An 18,287-nucleotide genomic window follows, 5' to 3' on the forward strand; every position below is an offset into this window, starting at 1 on the left:
CTATGGGTGTCCTGGGCTTCGTGGCCAAACGCATCGGCCTTTATCTGGCGGTGCTGTTTATCGGCCTCACCATCACTTTCATGCTGCCCCGCCTCATGCCGATCAACCCGGTCGATGGCTATATCGGGCAGATCCAGAGCCGCGCCAATGGCACGCTGACGCCCGAGGCCATTGCCGAGATGCGCGCCAATCTCGAAGTGCTCTACGGCCTCAAGGGCGACCTGTTCACCCAGTATGTTTCCTATCTCAAGCGCGTCGTCATCGACTTCGATTTCGGGCCGTCCTTCACCTACTATCCCGCCGAAGTCTCGACCATGATCACCACGGCGCTGCCCTGGACGCTGGGCCTGCTGCTCACCGCCACGGTCATCGCCTGGCTGCTGGGCAATATGGTGGGCCTGGTCGCCGGCTACTTCCACAAGAAGAAAGCCGCCTCGATCCTCGAATTCGTCGGCATCCTGCTCTACCCGATCCCCTATTACATCCTCGCCGTTACCGTGCTGCTGGTGCTGGCCTACATTTTCCCGATCTTCCCGCTCTCGCCCACCTTCCCGGTCGGAGAGCTGACGCCCGCCAAGATGGGCATGATCGTCTACAATTCACTGCTCCCCGCCATCACGCTGGTGCTGGCTGGCTTTGGCTGGAACATCCTGTCGATGAAGGCGCTGGCGGTGGCGACCACTGAGGAGCCCTATGTCACCTATGCGCGGCTCAAGGGCGCGTCGAACTGGACGCGCATGACGCGCTACGTGTTCCGCAACGCGCTACTGCCGCAGGTGACCGCTCTGGCCCTGTCGCTGGGCATGATCTTCAACGGCGCGCTGCTGACCGAGATCATCTTCTCCTATCCCGGCATCGGGCTGATCATGCGCACCGCGGCGACGGGTGGCGACTACAACGTCCTCTATGGCGCGATCACGCTCTCCATCCTGGCTGTCGCCACGGCGGGCCTCGTCATCGACCTCATCTATCCTCTCCTCGATCCCCGGATCCGCAGCAAATGAGTATCGACGCCAACAATGCCGATCCGGTTGCGCTGGTCGTTGCGCCACCCGTTGCCGGCAAGCCCGGACCGCAGAAATCGGGGCTGCTCTGGCTCCTCAACGGCCGCCTCGCCGTGGGCCTTGTCATCCTTGTCGTCATGGGGCTCGGCAGCTTCATCCTGCCGCTCTTCGCGCCAGCCGACCCGTCGGTTCAGGCGACCTATATGCGCAACCTGCCGATGTCGGGCATCCACTGGCTCGGCACCAATGCCCTGGGCCAGGACATCTTCTGGTTCCTGGTGTTTTCCGTGCGCAATTCGCTGATGCTCGGCATCCTCGTGGCCGTGGGCGTGACCATCATCGCCACCATTGTCGGCCTCAGCGCCGGCTATATCGGCGGCACCTTCGAACGGCTGGTCATGCTGATCGTGGATACGTTCATCACCATCCCGCTGCTGCCCATCCTCATCATCCTGGGCGCGCTTATTCGCGGCAATACCAGCTTCTTCACGGTCGGGGTGATCATCATCATCTTCGGCTGGGCCTGGGACGCCCGCACGGTGCGGTCCATGGCGCTCTCGCTGCGCGAGCGCGAATTCATCAACATGGCCCGCTTTTCGGGCGCCAATACCTTCAATGTCCTGACCCGGGAAATCTTGCCCTATGTGTCGGCCTATATTCTGGTTGGCTTCATCAACACGGTGCTCTTTGCCATCAATACCGAGGCCACGCTGGCGGTGATCGGCCTGTCCAAGGTGGAGGTTCCGACGCTCGGTTCGATCATCTTCTGGGCGCTGAGCTACAACGCGCTGTTCACCGGGCAATATCCCTGGATCGTGGCGCCGATCGTCGCCACCGTGACCCTGTTCCTTGGCCTGTTCCTGACCTCCACCGGCTTCAACCAGGCCTTTGCCAGCAAGCGTGGTGTGTCATGATCCGCCTCAACGACCTCAAGATCAGCTATCGCATCGGCAACCGGGTCATCGACGCGGTGGACGGCGTGAACCTGACTATTCCGGACCGCTGCGTCGTGGGCATTGCCGGCGAGTCAGGGTCCGGCAAATCGACCCTGATGAAGGCCATCTATGGCGACATCCAGTCGCCGATGTACCTGTCGCGCGGCTCGATCGACTATGGCCTCAAGGGGAGCGACGGCCAGCCGGTGACGACTGCGAATGTGCGGCGGGAATGGTTCAAGTCCATGTCCTATATTCCGCAGAGCTCGATGAACTCGCTCAATCCGGTCATCCGCATTCGCGACCAGTTCATCGACTTCCCCGGCGCCGACAGCAACAAGAAGCGCGTGCTGGAACGGGCCCGCGACTATATCGGCAAGCTGGGCCTGCCGCCCGAAGCGCTCGATTCCTATCCCCATCAGCTCTCGGGTGGCATGCGCCAGCGCGTGATGATCGCGCTCGCCACCTTCTTCCAACCCGAACTGATCATCGCCGACGAGCCCACCACGGCGCTCGACGTGGTGGTGCAGAAGGAAATCCTGATGCTGCTGATGGAACTGCAGGAGCAGATGGGCAATACCATCCTCGTGGTCTCGCACGACATGGGCGTGCACTATCAGGTCACCCACAAGATGCTGATCATGTATGCCGGTCGCGTCGTCGAATATGGCGACACCGACAGTGTCTTCGCCGACCCGCAGCACCCCTATACCCGGATGCTGATCGACTCCCTGCCCACCATTGGCGACGACAGCATGCGCGGCGTCCTGGCCAGCGCCGCCGGAGCCGGTGGCGACCGCGCCTACGGGGTGACGCCGGACCTGATCGAGGTCAAGCCAGGCCACTTTGCGGCGCGCGCCGAGGAAGCGGGAGTCTCGGCATGACGATCATCCTCAAGACCGAAGGGCTCAACAAGGTCTACCGTCAGGGCGGGCTGGTCCGTGCCCGCCAGATTCATGCCCTCAACGAGGTCAACATCACGGTCGAGAGTGACAAGCCCGTGGTGATCGCCGTCGTCGGCGAGTCCGGCAGCGGCAAGACCACCCTGGCCAAGACGCTGCTGCGCCTGGAAACCCCGACCTCCGGCCGGGCCATCGTCTATGACAGCGTCGTGGCCGGCAAAGGCGCGACGCCCTCAAGGCGGGAATTCCTCGGCCTGGTGCAGCCCATCTTCCAGAATCCGTTCGAGGCCTTCAGCCGCTATCGACCCGTCGATGCCTATCTCCACGAAACGGCGCGACGCGTTGCCGGCATGGACGAAAGCCAGGCGGAGGCGGCCGTAGCCGAAGCGCTGCACAGCGTGGGCCTCGACGCTGTCGAGGTCCGCGGCAAATATAGCGGCCAGTTCTCGGGGGGCGAGTTGCAGCGCATTTCAGTCGCGCGGGCGCTCATCCCGCAACCCCGGCTCATCGTCGCCGACGAGCCGGTCAGCATGATCGATGCGTCCCGGCGCATGATCATCATCAACCTGTTCAAGCGCCTGCGCGACGAGCAGGGCCGCAGCTTCCTCTACATCACCCATGACCTTGCCACGGCCTATTACATCAGCGATTTCGTGGCCGTGATGAACAAGGGGCAGGTGGTCGAATTCGGCCCGGCGCGCCAGGTAATGTCCGACCCCCAGCACGCCTATACGCGCCTGCTGCTCGATTCCATTCCCACCATAGGCTCCCGCTGGCGCCCCCGCGCGCCGGCCGCCGCCTGACCAATTTCCTTGAAGACGGGATAGCAAATGACCAGTTCCGCCATTGCCGACAGCGCCGCGTCGCTGTGGGCCACCTATGAGCTCACCCTTGCCGGCCCTTCGGAGGGCAATCCGTTCCAGGATGTCGAACTGCGCGCAATCTTCCAGCAGGGCGACCGCCAAGTTCGGGTCGATGGCTTCTATGACGGGGACGGCACCTACAAGCTGCGCTTCCTGCCCGATACGACGGGAACCTGGACCTATCAGACGTCGAGCAACAGCCCGGCGCTGGATGGCGCGAGCGGTTCGCTCGATGTCGGCCCCGCCAGGCCCGGCCATCATGGTCCGGTCCGCGTCTCCAACCGCCACCATTTCCGCCACGCCGACGGCACCCGCTACATCAATATCGGCACCACCGCCTATGTATGGAACCTGCAGGGCGACGCGCTGGAGGAAGAGACCCTGGCGACCCTGGCCGAGGCGCCCTTCACCAAGATCCGCATGTGCGTCTTCCCCAAGCACTACCGCTACAACGAGAACGAGCCCGATCACTATCCCTTCCCGCTGATGAAACAGGGCGAAAGCAAGTGGACCGGCAGCTTTGCCGGCAGCGGTGCGGGCTGGCAATTCGATCTCGAACGTTTCGAGCCGGCCTATTTCCGCCATCTCGAAAAGCGCATCAATCAATTGGCCGAAATCGGCGTCGAGGCGGACCTGATCATCTTCCACCCCTATGACCGCTGGGGCTTTTCGAAGATGTCGCCGGCCCAGGACGATCGCTATCTCAGATACCTGGTCGCGCGGCTGGCGGCTTTGCCCAACGTCTGGTGGTCGATGGCCAACGAATACGACCTCATGCCGAGCAAGACGCTGGCCGATTGGGACCGCTTCATTCACATCGTGTCGGACAGCGATCCCTATGGGCACCTGCTGGGCGTCCATAACTGCTTCGCCTTTTACGATCACAACCATCCGCGCATCACCCATGCGAGCATCCAGCGCTCGGCCGCGGCCAATTCGGCGCTGTGGCGCGAAAAATACGGCAAGCCGGTGTCGATCGACGAATGCTGTTACGAGGGCGACATTGCCGAGCTCTGGGGCAATATCTCCGCGCAGAAAATGGTGCGCCGCTTCTGGGACGGCACGGTCAATGGCGGCTATGTCACCCATGGCGAAACCTACGGCAATGATAGTGACACCATCTGGTGGGCCAAGGGCGGCAAGCTGACCGGCGAGAGCGTCGCGCGCATCGCCTTCCTCAAACGCATTCTCGAGGAAGGGCCGGACGAGGGGCTCGACCCGGTCAAGTCGACCGGTGCCTATCGCATCCAGTTGAGCGGCGGGCTCGACAATGTCGTGCTGCAGCAACTCTTCATCCCGCCGGTGGGCGAGGAAGACTGGCCGCGGGTCCAGGCCTGGTTCGCCACGGCAGGTCAGCCGCATCGCTACTACCTGACCTATCTCGGCGAGAACACGCCCAGCGAATTCGCCGTCGCCGTCCCGCCCGGCGAGCGCTATTCGGCAACCCTGATCGACACCTGGCACATGACCGAGACCGCCATTGCCGACGGCGTGCAGCGTGGCGACCTGCTGCATTTCGCCCCCAAGCCTTATCAGGCGCTGCTGTTCAAGCGCATCGACGGATGACGATCATGACCACTATTGCCCAATGGGATATGTTCGAGGCCAGCTTCAACGGACCAGCCGACGGCAATCCGTTCCGCGACGTGCAGCTTGAAGCCACGTTTCGACAGCATGGCCGCAGCGTGCGCGTACCCGGCTTCTACGATGGAGAAGGCGTCTACAAGGTCCGCTTCATGCCCGACAATGCCGGGGCGTGGAGCTTCGTCACGAAATCGGGGGCCGCCGAACTCGACGGCCAGGCCGGCAGCGTCACAGTCACTGCGCCGCGACCGGGCAATCATGGCCCGGTACAGGTCGCCAATCGCTTCCATTTCGCCCATGCCGACGGCACGCCATTCCTGTCCTTCGGCACTACCTGCTACGCCTGGACACACCAGCCGCTAACCGAGCAGCAGAAGACCCTCGCAACCCTGGCCTGGACGCGCTTCAACAAGCTGCGCATGGGCGTCTTCCCCAAGGACTATCCCTACAATGTCAACGAGGCACTGCACGACGTCTACCAGCGCGATGCCAGCGGCAATCTCGATTTCGACCGGCCCAATCCCGAGAGCTTCCGCCACTTCGAAAACCAGGTGAAGGCGCTCGGCGACATGGGCATCCAGGCCGACATCATCATGCTGCATCCTTATGACCGCTGGGGCTATAGCGGCATGAGCGAAGCGCAGGACTACCGCTATTTCGCCTACCTGACGGCGCGCCTGGCCGCCTATCACAACGTGTGGTGGTCCCTCGCCAACGAATACGATTTCCTCCTCGACACCAAGCCGATGCACCAATGGGACCGCTACTTCCACATCATCGAGGAAAACGACCCCTATGGTCACCTGCGCTCGATCCACAATGGCGATCCCGAGGCCAATTACGATCACCGCAAGGCCTGGGTCACCCATGTCTGCATCCAGAACTGGGACGTGAAGCGCACGGGCGAATGGCGCGCCGCCTATGGCAAGCCCGTGGTCAATGACGAGCCGGAATATGAGGGCAACATCATCCAGAGCTGGGGCAATATCTCGGCCGGGGAACTGGTGCACCGCTTCTGGACCACGGCCATGCGCGGCGGCTATGCCGGCCATGGCGAAACCTTCAGCCATCCTCAGGACCTGATCTGGTGGGCCAAGGGCGGCGAATTGCATGGCGAGGCATGGCAGCGCATCGGCTTCCTGCGCGACGTGATGGAGGAGAGCGTCACCAACGGCTTCGATCCCATCGATCCGAAAATGGGCTTTCCCTGGAATCGCATTTCGGGCGCCCGCGACGGCGACACCACCATCATCTATTTGGGCGAGCACCAGCCCGTCATCTGGGCCGCCGGCCTGCCGCAGGACGACCGAAACTATGCGGTCGACCTGATCGACACCTGGAACATGACGGTCACCCCGGCCAGGATCGTACCCGCACCGGAAAACCACCCGACTCGCCACGGGACGCATGTTCGACCGCGCAAACCGGATGCCGCCTTTGCGGTGGAACTGCCCGGCAAACCGAACCTCGCCATCCGCATCCGGCCAGCCGGCAACTGAACCACGCCGCGTAGCCAGCGGTGACGCCGGCGCAGCCCAACACGTGACGTTTGTTGCACATCGGCACGGCCCGGTCGGGCCGCACAGCCGTTGCAGGCGCACCACAAATTCTGCTCACAACTTTGCGAGCGATTGCTCCCGTTAAGGTTTGCAGAGTATTGATTTTTGGTGCGGTGCGGCCCGCCGAGTCTGGTGCAATGACGTGGTGGAGAGGCCGCTGCAGCGTTGCCGTGCATGGAGTTCCGATGAACAAGTTCCTGGTCTGCCTCGTCGCCGCCCTTGCCGGTGCTGGTAGCGCATTGCCCGCTTTGGCGCAGGATGTCGCCGGTCTTGCCGCCGGCCCGGTCATCATCGCCCCACCCCAGACGCCCCTGGCCCAGACCATCAAGTCGGGCCTCGGCGCCGTCTATTACAGCGCCTCGCGCGACAGCACCGCCTATAACGAAGCCCAGAAACTCTATTTCTTCTATGGCAGCCGCCATTTCGAGCCCATCTGGCTCGATGAGGCCGCCAAGGGCGAGGTGGTCTTTTCCGAACCCGCTCGCAAGATTCTCAAGCTCTTCGAAAATGCCGCCAGCGAGGGCCTGCGCCCCTCCGACTACCTGACATCAGATCTCAACCCGGCCGGCGCCAAGGGCGACCCGATCAAGATGGCCGCGCTCGAAACCGCCTTTTCCGGCGCTGCCCTGCGCTATGCCGACCATATCTATAATGGCCGCATCAAGCCGCAATCGGTCAGCGCAAATCTCGATATAACGCCCAAGCCGCTCGACACCGCCGCCCTCCTGGTGCAACTCGCCACCAGCGCCGATCCGGTTGCCGTGCTGACCGCGCTCGAGCCCACCCATCCCGAATTCCTGGCCCTCAAGGCCGCCCTCGCCACTTTCGACGATACCAGCCTCGAGCGGCCGACGCCCATTGCCGAAGGCCCCACCTTGCGCCCCGGCATGAGCGATCCGCGCGTGCCGCTGCTGCGCGCCCGCCTCGACCTGCCGCCCGCCGACGGCCTCGTCTATGACGATGCTCTCGTCGATGCGCTCAAGGCCTTCCAGGCGACGCTCGATCTCGATGTCGACGGCGTCATGGGCCCGGCTACCCTCGCCGCACTCAATGGCGGCATCCCGGTCACCCGTGCCGATATCCTGGCCAATATGGAGCGCTGGCGCTGGATGCCGCGCGACCTCGGCCAGTTCAACGTCATGGTCAACGTCCCCGAATTCCGCCTGGCTATCAACCGCGACGGACGCGAGGAATACACGACCCGCGTCGTTGTCGGCACCACCAAGAACCAGACCCCGATCTTCTCGGACAATATCCGCCACATCGTGGTGAACCCCTATTGGAACGTGCCCTCGTCCATCATCAAGGGCGAAGTCGCACCCGCCGTGCTGCGCAATCCGGGCTATATCGACAACCAGAACATGGACCTGCTCTATAACGGCACGCCGGTCAGCCCCTGGCAGGTCGACTGGACCCAAGTCTCCACCAGTAATTTCCCCTTCCGCGTGCGCCAGCGCCCCGGTCCGGGCAATGCGCTGGGGCAGATCAAGTTCCTCTTCCCCAACAAGCACGACGTCTATCTCCACGATACGCCGTCCAAGTCGCTGTTCGCCCGCTCCTTCCGCGCCTATAGCCATGGCTGCGTGCGCGTGCAGAACCCGATGGAATTTGCCGATGCGCTGATGGCCAACGAGGCCAATATCTCGCGCGCCTCGCTCGAAGCCATGTTCGGCCCCTCCGAGCGCTGGGTAAATCCGGAACACCAGATTCCGGTGCACATCGCCTATTTCACCATCCGCGTCGAAGCCGACGGCTCCCTGCGCTCCTTCGGCGACGTCTATGGCCACAACGCCAAGCTGATAGCCGCCATGGGCCTCGACAAGCCCGACCTCGCCCGCGAAATCATCGCCGACGCCGAACCCGTCGTGGACGAACTGTCCCCCTGAAGTTGTCCATCCACCAGCCCCACCCTCCCCCTTGAGGGGAGGGTAGCGCCGCTCGGCCCAAAGGGCCGTAGCAGAGCTAGGGAGGGGGTGTCGGCGCCACGCCGGACTACAATGCCTGCGGCCCCCCACCCTGAATCCTCAACGGGAGGGTAACGACTGCAACCGCCTACCCCTTAACACCCCGTTTACAATTTCGCCTTGGTTGCGCCCGCTTTTGCTCGTAATAACATATGCGTGAGGGGTCCAGCTCAATGTGGTTGTGATCTTGTTAGCGTTAATCAATTCGACGAATTTTCGCGCTAACGTCCGACGACAACTGGCAATTACCGGGCAGAGTTTGGCGTGACGGGGACTTACCTTTTGATACGGCACCATATCGTGCGGCTTCTTGCAGCCGCCCTTATGAGCATCACCGTTATCCTGCCGCAGGCCATCGTGCCGGCCGCAGCCGCCTCCGAGCGCGCCCTCTATCTCTATTACACCCATACCAAGGAGACGGCGCGCATCGTCTTCAAGCGCAATGGGCAATATGTGCAGTCGGGCCTCAACGAGCTCAACCAGTTCCTGCGCGACTGGCGCCGCAATGAGCCCACCAAGATGGACCCGCGCCTGTTCGACCTGATCTGGGAAGTCTACCAGGAAGTGGGCGCCTCCCAGCCGATCAACATCGTCTCCGCCTACCGCTCGCCCGCCACCAATGCCATGCTGGCCGCCAATTCGTCTGGCGTCGCCGACAATTCCCAGCATATGCGCGGCACCGCGATGGATTTCTTCATTCCCGGCGTGCCCCTGGCCCGCCTGCGCGCCACTGCCATGAAAAAGCAGGTCGGCGGCGTCGGCTATTACCCCACCTCGGGCAGCCCCTTCGTTCACCTCGATACCGGTTCCGTCCGCGCCTGGCCGCGCATGACCCGCGCCCAGCTCAAGGACATCTTCCCCGACGGCAAGACCATGCACGTCCCTACCGATGGCAAGCCGCTGTCGCAGGAGGGCTATCAGGTCGCCCTGGCCGAGTGGAAGAAGTGCCACGCCTATCCTTGCAATGGCAGTTCCTCGTCCGGCACCCAGGTTGCCGAAAGCGGCGGCAGCGGCCGCACGCTGATGGACCTGTTCTTCGGCGGCAATGACAATCAGCCTGCCGCCAGCGCCGCCGCGCCTGCCCCGGTGCAGGTCGCCGCCGTCGCGCCGCAATCCGCCACGCCGCATGTCGCGCCCGTCCCGGCCCTGCGGCCCGCCTCGCTGGGCGGCGCCGCCGCCTCGGTCGATGTCGCGGCTGCCCCGGCCATGGGCGCCATTCCCTTCTCGACCGTGGGCAGTGCCCCGCTCGATCCATCCGAACTGGCCACCGCCGAAATCGCGCCCCTGCCGATGGCGAAGTCCCAGGCCCTGCAGCTGGCAACCGCCGGCGCCCTGCCCGCCGGCGACGCCGTCACCGCGCTGGCTGCCCTGACCGCCCCGGTGCCGCAGCCGCGCCTCATCATGACCGACCAGCCGGCAACCATGACCGCCTATCTGCCGGCGACCGCGCCGGACCCCGAGGCCCAGCGCGCGCTCGAAATGATCATCCAGCGCGAAACCACCGCCGTCGTCACGCCACAGGCGCCCGCCGCGCGCCCGGCCATCCTGCCCCCGCTCACCGCGGCCACCGGCCTGCGCACCGCCTCGCTCGGCGGTGACCTGGTCGGCCTGTTCAGCGGCACCTTCGGCGCCGCCCAGCAGAATGAGCCCGTCGCCGCCGCTTTGGCCGAGCATATCGCCAAGCTCCCCGAGCCGGGCGCCATGCGCAAACCCGACCTGATCGCCCCCGATCTCGAGCATATTGCCGAAGTCTTCATCACCCCCGCAGCGATGACCTCGTCCCACTTCGCCGTCATCTGGGACCACGACGAAGCCGATTTCGACCCCACCGCCGAAATGGGCCGCTACGTCACCGTCATGGGCGTCGGCGATTTTCCCACCGGCCTGTCCCACACCCGCTTCGTCACCGCCCGCCCGGTAGCCTTGGCCTCAAACTAGGCCAATCTGGCGCCCCCACCTCAATGCGATATCCGCAGCTCCTGCCCACCCTCCCCTTTGAGGGGAGGGTAGCGCCGCCTGGCCCATAGGGCCTTGGCAAAGCTGGGGAGGGGGTGTCGGGGCCTCATCCTGGCACCGAAATCGGGACGGCCTCGACACCCCCCACCCTCACTCCCCTCCCCACAAGGGGGAGGGAAGCCTGTCCCGTGCACGAGGCTATATTGGACCACTGTCATCGCCCATGCGCCTCCCTCCCCTTGATGGGGAGGGAATGAGGGTGGGGTGGAGTCCCTCGCACCGATCCGAGTAACAAGCACCAGACACCCCGCCTCAATTCAGTCCTCTTGCGCCTCTAGCACGCCCCTGCCGCAGTTTGGCGCAGGTGGTCTTGTTGCAAACCACAGGCCTGCGGCCTAAAGAATTGATAGAAGCGCTTCCAGGAAAAGTGCGTTAGCGGTTTTCCGGTTCGGAAGCGCGACAGTAAAAGAAATGGAGCGACTCCCGCTCCCGCCGTTTTGGCAAAGGACCGCCCGCTTGGCCGACAAGCCCTCCACGCCCCTGCTCGATACCGTCCAGTCGCCTGCCGACCTGCGCGCCATGCCGCGCGAAAACCTGCGGCAACTGGCTGACGAGCTGCGCGCGGAGATGATCGACGCGGTCTCGGTCACCGGCGGTCATCTGGGCGCCGGCCTTGGCGTGGTGGAACTGACCGTTGCCCTCCACTCTGTCTTCGACACCCCGCACGATCGCATCATCTGGGATGTCGGCCACCAGGCCTACCCGCACAAGATCCTGACCGGCCGCCGCGACCGCATCCGCACCCTGCGCCAGAAGGACGGCCTTTCCGGTTTCACCCGCCGCGCCGAAAGCGAATACGATCCCTTCGGCGCCGGCCATTCCTCCACCTCGATTTCCGCCGGCCTCGGCATGGCCGTCGCCAGCCAGTTGCAGGACAAGCCCCGCAATGTCGTCGCCGTCATCGGCGATGGCGCCATGTCGGCCGGCATGGCCTACGAAGCCATGAACAATGCCGGCGCCATGGATGCCCGCCTCATCGTCGTACTCAACGACAATGACATGTCCATCGCTCCGCCCACCGGCGCGCTGCGCACCTATCTCGCCCGCCTCGTTTCCGGACCGGTCTATCGCGGCACGCGAGAAGCGGCCAAGACTGTCGTGAGCAAGCTCCCGTCTTTCCTGCATGAACCGGCAAGAAAGACCGAGGAATTCGCGCGCTCGTTCTTCACCGGCGGCACGCTGTTCGAGGAGCTGGGCTTCTACTATGTCGGCCCGGTCGACGGGCACGACCTGGAAAACCTGGTCCCCATCCTCGAAAACGTCCGCGACGCCGCCGAGGGCCCGATCCTGGTCCATCTGGTCACCCAGAAGGGCAAGGGCTATGGCCCCGCCGAACACTCGGCCGACAAATATCATGGCGTGTCCAAGTTCAACGTCATTACCGGCGCCCAGGCCAAGCCCGCCTCCAACGCGCCGTCCTACACGTCCGTCTTCGCCGAAACGCTGATCCAGGAAGCCAACGACGATCCGCGCATCGTCGCGGTGACCGCCGCCATGCCCTCGGGCACTGGCCTCGACAAATTCGCCGAAATCCACCCCAGCCGCATCTTTGATGTCGGCATTGCCGAACAGCATGCCGTGACCTTCGCGGCGGGCATGGCCAGCGAGGGCATGCGCCCCTTCTGCGCCATCTATTCCACCTTCCTGCAGCGCGCCTATGACCAGGTCGTGCATGACGTGGCCATCCAGCACCTGCCGGTGCGCTTCGCCATCGATCGCGCCGGCTATGTCGGCGCCGACGGCCCCACCCATGCCGGCAATTACGACGCCGCCTATCTCGGCGCCATTCCCGGCATCGTGCAGATGGCCGCGGCTGACGAGGCCGAGCTGCGCCACATGGTGGCCACCGCTGCCGCCTATGACAACGGCCCCATCGCCTTCCGCTATCCGCGCGGCGACGGCATGGGCGTCGACATGCCCGCCCGCGGCGAAAAGCTCGCCATCGGCAAGGGCCGCGTGGTCCGTCAGGGCGCCACCATCGCCATCCTCTCCTACGGCACGCGCCTGGGCGAAGTCCTCGCCGCCGCCGACAAGCTGGCAGCCCTGGGCCTCAACCCCACCGTCGCTGATGCCCGCTTTTTGAAACCCCTCGACGAGGAACTGATCGCCAAGCTGGCCACCACGCATGACGTGCTGCTGACCACAGAAGAAGGCGCCATCGGCGGCTTCGGCAGCCATGTCGCCACCTTCCTGGCCAGCAATGGAATGCTGGACGGCAAGCTGCGCTTCCGCCCGCTGATGATCCCCGATCGCTTCGTCGAACATGCCAGCCAGGCCGACATGTATGCCGATGCCGGCCTCGACCGGTCAGGCATCGTCGCCACCGCCCTGACCACCCTCGGCTATGACGAAGCCGCCATGGCCAAGGCGCTCAGCGCTATCAGCTAAAGCTGCTCACCAGTTGGAGCATTGGCCGCCTGGGCCTTCCTGGCGGCGAAACGCATGATGGCCCCGATCGGGGCAAACAGCACAGCCAGCGCCCAGACCACGAAGTAAAACACTGCCAGCACCAGCCAGACGATCACCCCATAGATTTCCACCGGCGACCAGAGCGCTGCGGAATGCACGACCGCATCCGCCGGCAGGCGCGCGAGCGGAAAGACCATCGTCGCCAGCGTGAGATAGGCCAGCAGCGGCAGCTTGATCGCCCAGTGCCAATCCCAGGCGAGCCAGCCCATGCCCGCCAGAAAGGCCAGCCCGATCAGGTAGGAAACGGCAAGATAGGTCTTCGACATCGTTCCACTACTCCGCATATTTCGTCGGCACGCCCGTCGCCAGCTTTACCGTCTCCATCGAGATATAGGCCGACATGTCGAACAGCTCGACCCGCCGCACCAGTTGGCGATAGATCACGTCGTAATGCTCCACATTGGGCAGCACGAGCTTGATGATATAATCAAAATTCCCGGTCAGCCGGTGCACCTCGACAATTTCGGGGATCGTGCTCACCGCGGCATGGAATTCGTCCAGCCACCCCGCCTCATGCTTGCCCGTCCGCACGATGACGAAAACCGTGGTCGGCAGCCCCACCTTGCGCCGATCCAGCACCGCCACGCTGCGGGCGATATAGCCCTCTTCGCGCAACCGCGCGATGCGCCGCGAACAGGCCGAAGCCGACAAAGCCACCGCATCGGCAATATCGTTCACCGCCATTTCGGCATTGGCCTGCATCAGGTCGAGAATTTTGCGGTCTCTTTCGTCAAGCATGACCCATTTTTGCACGATTTTTTATGATGGCGCAATCTGGACGCACAACAATCCAAAAACACGCCGTAAGATTGCACACAGATTCTCGCCGCCCTCCGATTTCGCACGCCGCTTGCACGCGACCTGCTCCACACTGGATTTCAGCACAGGGAGCATATCCATGAAGACCATTGGCCTCATCGGCGGCATGAGCTGGGAATCCACCGCCACCTATTATCGTCTCATCAACGAGGCGGTGCGGCGCCAGCGCGGCGGTCTCCACTCCGCCGAGATCGCCATGCGCTCGCTCGATTTCGTCAATGTCGTCGAATTGCAGAAGGCCGGTCGCTGGGACGATGCAGGAAAACTGCTCGGCGAAGCCGGCGCCGGCCTGGCCCGATCAGGCGCCGCCTGCGTGCTCATCTGCACCAATACCATGCATCTGGTCGCCGACCCCGTCGCCGCCATGAGCGGCGTGCCGCTAATCGATATCATCGACGAAACCGCCAAGACCCTGCGCGTCGACGGCCGCCGCAAGCCCCTGCTGCTGGCCACCCGCTACACCATGGAACACGGCTTCTACACCGAACGCATGGCCCGCCACGGGCTGGAAGTCGTCACCCCCGATTGCGACGATCGCGGCGTGGTGCATGACGTCATTTTCAACGAACTCTGCCAGGGCCAGGTCCGCGACGCCTCCCGCGCCCGCTACCTCGCCATCATCGAGGCGGCTCGCGGCCAGGGCATCGACTCGGTCATCCTCGGCTGCACCGAAATCTCGCTGCTGGTCGATCCCGACGCCCTGCCTTTGCCCGGCTACGATTCCACCGCCATCCACGCCGATGCGGCCGTCCGCTTCGCCCTCAGCGACACCATGGAGCGCGCCGCCTGAAATGTGTCGCTTCCTGGCCTATACAGGCGAGCCGGTCTTTCTCGATACATTGCTGATCGAGCCGGCTTCCTCGCTGGTCAGCCAGTCCCTCGCCGCCCGCGAGGCCAAGACCTTGGTCAATGGCGATGGCTGCGGTGTCGGCTGGTATGGCGCCCGTGCCGAGCCCGGTGTCTATCGCGGCACCCTGCCCGCCTGGTCCGATGCCAATCTCGCCTCGCTCTGCCATCAGGTCGAGGCGCCCATGTTCCTCGCCCATGTCCGCTCGGCCACGTCAGGCGAAGTCTCCATGGCCAATTGCCACCCCTTCGCCGCCGGCCGGCATCTCTTCATGCATAATGGCCAGATCGGCGGCTATGACCGCATTCGCCGCTCGGTCGAAGCCATGATTCCCGACGATCTCTATGCCCGCCGCCGCGGCAATGGCGACAGCGAAGCCATTTTCCTCGCCGCCCTCGGCCACGGTCTCGATGCCGATCCGGTTACGGCCCTGGCCCGCACGCTCGCCGTCTGCACCCGCATGATGCATGCCAATGCCATTGCCAGCGCCTTGCGCTTCACCGCCATCCTGGCCGATGGCGACAGCCTCATCGCCATCCGCTGGGCCAGCGACGACCACCCGCCCTCGCTCTATTGGCGCCAGCTCGACACCGGCATCGCCATCGCCTCCGAACCCTTCGGCGACCCCGGCGATGCCTGGCACCCGGTCCCGCCGGGCAGCGTCATGACCGCCGGCCGCGGCGAAGTTTCGTTCAACGATTTCGTGGTGGCTGCCTAGCCACTACTCCCACTCCACCGGCCGTCACCCTCGGGCTTGACCCGAGGGCCCTACACTGACCGCCCGCTCAGCAAGTAAAGTGCCCTCGGGTCAAGCCCGAGGGTGACGCGCAGTGGGTGCGGGTATCGCCGCCTTTCAGAACCACTGCGAGCATCACCTCAATCCTCCGGAGGAGCGGCGACCATGCCCAATGCGCTCATATACAGCTCCAGCAGCGCTTCCTGCTCCATGCGCTCATTGGCATCCTGCTTGCGGATGGTCACGATCTTGCGCAGGATCTTGGTGTCGAAGCCGTTGCCCTTGGCTTCGGCGTAGATTTCCTTGATATCGGCAGCGATGGCGGCCTTTTCTTCTTCCATGCGCTCGATGCGTTCGATGAACGCCCTGAGCTGATCCTGGGCAACGCTGTCTTCGACGGCCATGGCATAGTCCTTTAAGTTTGCTGGCCCCGTTCAATCGTACCCGGAGGCATGGTTCAACCCCTTTGTCCGCCAATCCACATCGCTGCGCCGCTGCATGGCCGCAATTCCGTCAAATCGCCCCTTTTGCCATTGACCAATGCGTCACCATGGGCTCAAAGAAGGCACGTTTTTCCGATGTTTGCTGGCACCAGATTGCATATCCCCCGTCTCGGCATGACCCTGATCGGCGCGATGCTCGCAAGCCTCGCCTTTTTCGCCACGCCTGCTCATGCCGATCTGCGCATCTGCAACGAAACCAGCAATCTGGTTTCGGTATCTCTCGGCTATCGCGCCGAGCGTGGCTGGATGAGCGAAGGCTGGTGGGCCACCCCGCCCGGCGATTGCCGCACCCTCTATCAGGGCGATCTGGAAAAGCGCTTTTATTACATCTACGCTGTGGACGACATTGGCGGCGGGGCCTGGGACGGCTCGGTCTTCATGTGCACGCGTGACGAAACCTTCACAATATTCGGGGTTGAGGATTGCCTCGCCCGCGGTTATGAGCGCACCGGTTTCTTTGAAATCGATACCCAGAACCGCACCGATTGGACCCTGCAGCTCACCGAGAGCGCCGATGGCCCTGCCGTTGTCGGGCCTGATGCCAGCGAAGACCTCGAAGACCCCACATTCCTTGTCGATCCCGACGATGTCACGATCGATGTCCCCCAGGACGATATAGATACGCAGGAAACGGACACGCAATGAGACGCATGCGACGCGCGAAGATCATCGCCACCCTCGGGCCCGCCAGCCACGAAGAAAAGATGATCGAGGAACTGGCCAAGGCCGGCGCGGACGTGTTCCGCATCAATATGAGCCATGCCAGCCACGACCTGCTCAAGCAGACTGTCGAACGCATCCGCAATGTCGAAAAGCGTCTCAACCATCCCCTCGGCATCTTGGTCGACCTGCAGGGTCCCAAGCTGCGCGTGTGGAAATTCGCCGATGGCGCCATCAATCTGGTCGCCGGGCAGAAATTCACCCTCGACAGCAATGCCGACGCCCCCGGTACGGCCGAACGCGTCTACCTGCCCCATCCCGAAATCATCGAGAATGTCTCGGTCGGCGATCGCCTGCTGCTCGATGACGGCAAGCTGGCCCTCAAGGCCACCAAGGTCGGCAATGGCGCCATCGAGACCGAGGTCATCTATGGCGGCCGGCTCTCCGACAAGAAGGGCGTGTCCCTGCCCGATACGCTGCTGCCAACCGGCGCGCTGACCGAAAAGGACCATGCCGATCTGCTGGCCGGCCTCGCTGCCGAGGCCGACTGGATCGCGCTGAGCTTCGTGCAGCGCCCCGAAGACATCATCGATGTGCGCAAGATCGTGCAGGGTCGCGCCGGCGTCATGGCCAAGATCGAAAAGCCGCAGGCCATCGATCGCCTCGAAGAAATCATCAAGCTCTGCGACGCCATCATGGTGGCCCGCGGCGATCTCGGCGTCGAACTGCCGCTCGAAACCGTACCGGGCCTGCAGAAGCGCATGATCCGCATGGCCCGCCGCTACGGCAAGCCGGTAGTGGTCGCCACCCAGATGCTGGAATCGATGATCTCGGCTCCAGTGCCGACCCGCGCCGAAGTCTCCGACGTCTCCATCGCCGTCTTCGAGGGCGCCGACGCCATCATGCTCTCGGCCGAATCCGCCTCCGGCCAATATCCGGTCGAAGCCGTCGCGACCATGAACAAGGTCGCCGTGGCCGTCGAGGGCGATGCCAATTATCGCGGCATTATCCGCGCCGCCCAGACCGAGCCGGAAGCCACAGCCGCCGACGCCATTTCGGCCGCCACGCGCCAGGTTGCCGAAACGCTCGATCTGGCCGCCATCGTCACCTACACCGCCTCGGGCTCCACCGGCATCCGCGCTGCCCGCGAACGGCCCAGCAAGCCCATCATCGTGCTCTCGCCCAATATGCGCACCATCCGCCGCATGTCGGTGGTCTGGGGCGTCCATTGCGTACAGACCGAGGATGCCGTCAGCCTCGAAGACATGGTCGATCGCGCCTGTGTCATCGCCTATCAGGAAGGCTTTGCTCGCCCCGGCGACCGCATCGCCATCACCGCCGGCATTCCCCTGGGCACGCCAGGCGCCACCAACATGCTCCGCATCGCCTTCGTCCGCCAGGACGGCGCCGGCTCCAGCTGAGCCAG

General features: G+C 63.9%; 16 protein-coding genes. 13 read left to right on the forward strand and 3 right to left on the reverse strand.

Translation table 11 applies throughout. The features are described 5' to 3' along the window. Positions 1 to 2: 2 nt before the first annotated feature. The 9 genes from FPZ08_RS12240 (at position 3) to dxs (ending at position 13,215) form a co-directional block, all read left to right on the forward strand. Positions 3 to 1,004 carry an ABC transporter permease gene (locus FPZ08_RS12240; protein WP_146290285.1) on the forward strand — a complete coding sequence of 334 codons (1,002 nt, stop codon included), beginning with the start codon at positions 3 to 5 and terminating at the stop codon, positions 1,002 to 1,004. Beyond that, the gene (locus tag FPZ08_RS12245) at positions 1,001 to 1,918 is read left to right on the forward strand and encodes an ABC transporter permease (protein ID WP_146290286.1); all 918 of its coding nucleotides are present in this window, start codon (positions 1,001 to 1,003) and stop codon (positions 1,916 to 1,918) included. The genes FPZ08_RS12240 and FPZ08_RS12245 overlap by 4 nt, the downstream gene beginning before the upstream one ends. After that, positions 1,915 to 2,823: an ABC transporter ATP-binding protein gene (locus tag FPZ08_RS12250; protein ID WP_146290287.1), complete on the forward strand. Its 909-nt coding sequence runs from the start codon at positions 1,915 to 1,917 to the stop codon at positions 2,821 to 2,823. The genes FPZ08_RS12245 and FPZ08_RS12250 overlap by 4 nt, the downstream gene beginning before the upstream one ends. Continuing rightward, the gene (locus FPZ08_RS12255; protein ID WP_146290288.1) at positions 2,820 to 3,644 is read left to right on the forward strand and encodes an ABC transporter ATP-binding protein; all 825 of its coding nucleotides are present in this window, start codon (positions 2,820 to 2,822) and stop codon (positions 3,642 to 3,644) included. Before FPZ08_RS12250 ends, FPZ08_RS12255 begins: the two co-directional genes overlap by 4 nt. A gap of 27 nt (positions 3,645 to 3,671) precedes the next feature. Next, positions 3,672 to 5,270, forward strand: coding sequence for a DUF5060 domain-containing protein (locus FPZ08_RS12260; RefSeq protein ID WP_146290289.1), 1,599 nt, complete (start codon positions 3,672 to 3,674; stop codon positions 5,268 to 5,270). Positions 5,271 to 5,275: 5 nt separating this feature from the next. Next, positions 5,276 to 6,787: a DUF5060 domain-containing protein gene (locus tag FPZ08_RS12265; protein WP_425457540.1), complete on the forward strand. Its 1,512-nt coding sequence runs from the start codon at positions 5,276 to 5,278 to the stop codon at positions 6,785 to 6,787. Positions 6,788 to 7,032: 245 nt separating this feature from the next. Beyond that, positions 7,033 to 8,733: a L,D-transpeptidase family protein gene (locus FPZ08_RS12270; protein ID WP_186766973.1), complete on the forward strand. Its 1,701-nt coding sequence runs from the start codon at positions 7,033 to 7,035 to the stop codon at positions 8,731 to 8,733. Positions 8,734 to 9,135: 402 nt separating this feature from the next. Continuing rightward, on the forward strand, positions 9,136 to 10,749 hold the full coding sequence (locus tag FPZ08_RS12275) for a peptidoglycan L,D-endopeptidase MepK (RefSeq protein ID WP_146290292.1): 1,614 nt from the start codon (positions 9,136 to 9,138) through the stop codon (positions 10,747 to 10,749). Between the two features lie 597 nt (positions 10,750 to 11,346). Beyond that, complete coding sequence (gene dxs / locus FPZ08_RS12280) at positions 11,347 to 13,215, forward strand: 1-deoxy-D-xylulose-5-phosphate synthase (RefSeq protein WP_246132906.1); 1,869 nt, start codon at positions 11,347 to 11,349, stop codon at positions 13,213 to 13,215. On the opposite strand, the gene FPZ08_RS12285 is transcribed toward dxs, so the two are convergent. After that, positions 13,212 to 13,562, reverse strand: a complete 351-nt coding sequence (locus tag FPZ08_RS12285) for a hypothetical protein (RefSeq protein WP_146290294.1) — start codon at positions 13,560 to 13,562, stop codon at positions 13,212 to 13,214. The two genes, dxs and FPZ08_RS12285, sit on opposite strands and share 4 nt — an antisense overlap. Positions 13,563 to 13,569: 7 nt before the next feature. Continuing rightward, positions 13,570 to 14,034, reverse strand: a complete 465-nt coding sequence (locus FPZ08_RS12290) for an Lrp/AsnC family transcriptional regulator (RefSeq protein ID WP_146290295.1) — start codon at positions 14,032 to 14,034, stop codon at positions 13,570 to 13,572. 160 nt (positions 14,035 to 14,194) lie between these two features. Between FPZ08_RS12290 and FPZ08_RS12295 the strand changes: the two genes are divergently transcribed. Next, positions 14,195 to 14,905: an aspartate/glutamate racemase family protein gene (locus FPZ08_RS12295; RefSeq protein ID WP_146290296.1), complete on the forward strand. Its 711-nt coding sequence runs from the start codon at positions 14,195 to 14,197 to the stop codon at positions 14,903 to 14,905. Position 14,906: 1 nt separating this feature from the next. Further along, positions 14,907 to 15,680, forward strand: a complete 774-nt coding sequence (locus FPZ08_RS12300; protein ID WP_146290297.1) for a class II glutamine amidotransferase — start codon at positions 14,907 to 14,909, stop codon at positions 15,678 to 15,680. Between the two features lie 158 nt (positions 15,681 to 15,838). On the opposite strand, the gene FPZ08_RS12305 is transcribed toward FPZ08_RS12300, so the two are convergent. Further along, complete coding sequence (locus FPZ08_RS12305) at positions 15,839 to 16,102, reverse strand: DUF2312 domain-containing protein (RefSeq protein WP_146290298.1); 264 nt, start codon at positions 16,100 to 16,102, stop codon at positions 15,839 to 15,841. Between the two features lie 174 nt (positions 16,103 to 16,276). On the opposite strand from FPZ08_RS12305, the gene FPZ08_RS12310 reads away from it, so the two are divergent. After that, entirely contained in the window at positions 16,277 to 16,846 is a 570-nt protein-coding gene (locus FPZ08_RS12310) for a DUF1036 domain-containing protein (protein WP_146290299.1), read from the forward strand. After that, entirely contained in the window at positions 16,843 to 18,282 is a 1,440-nt protein-coding gene (pyk, locus tag FPZ08_RS12315) for a pyruvate kinase (RefSeq protein ID WP_146290300.1), read from the forward strand. The genes FPZ08_RS12310 and pyk overlap by 4 nt, the downstream gene beginning before the upstream one ends. Positions 18,283 to 18,287: the final 5 nt, after the last annotated feature.

Source organism: Devosia ginsengisoli (assembly GCF_007859655.1).
GTDB lineage: Bacteria > Pseudomonadota > Alphaproteobacteria > Rhizobiales > Devosiaceae > Devosia > Devosia ginsengisoli.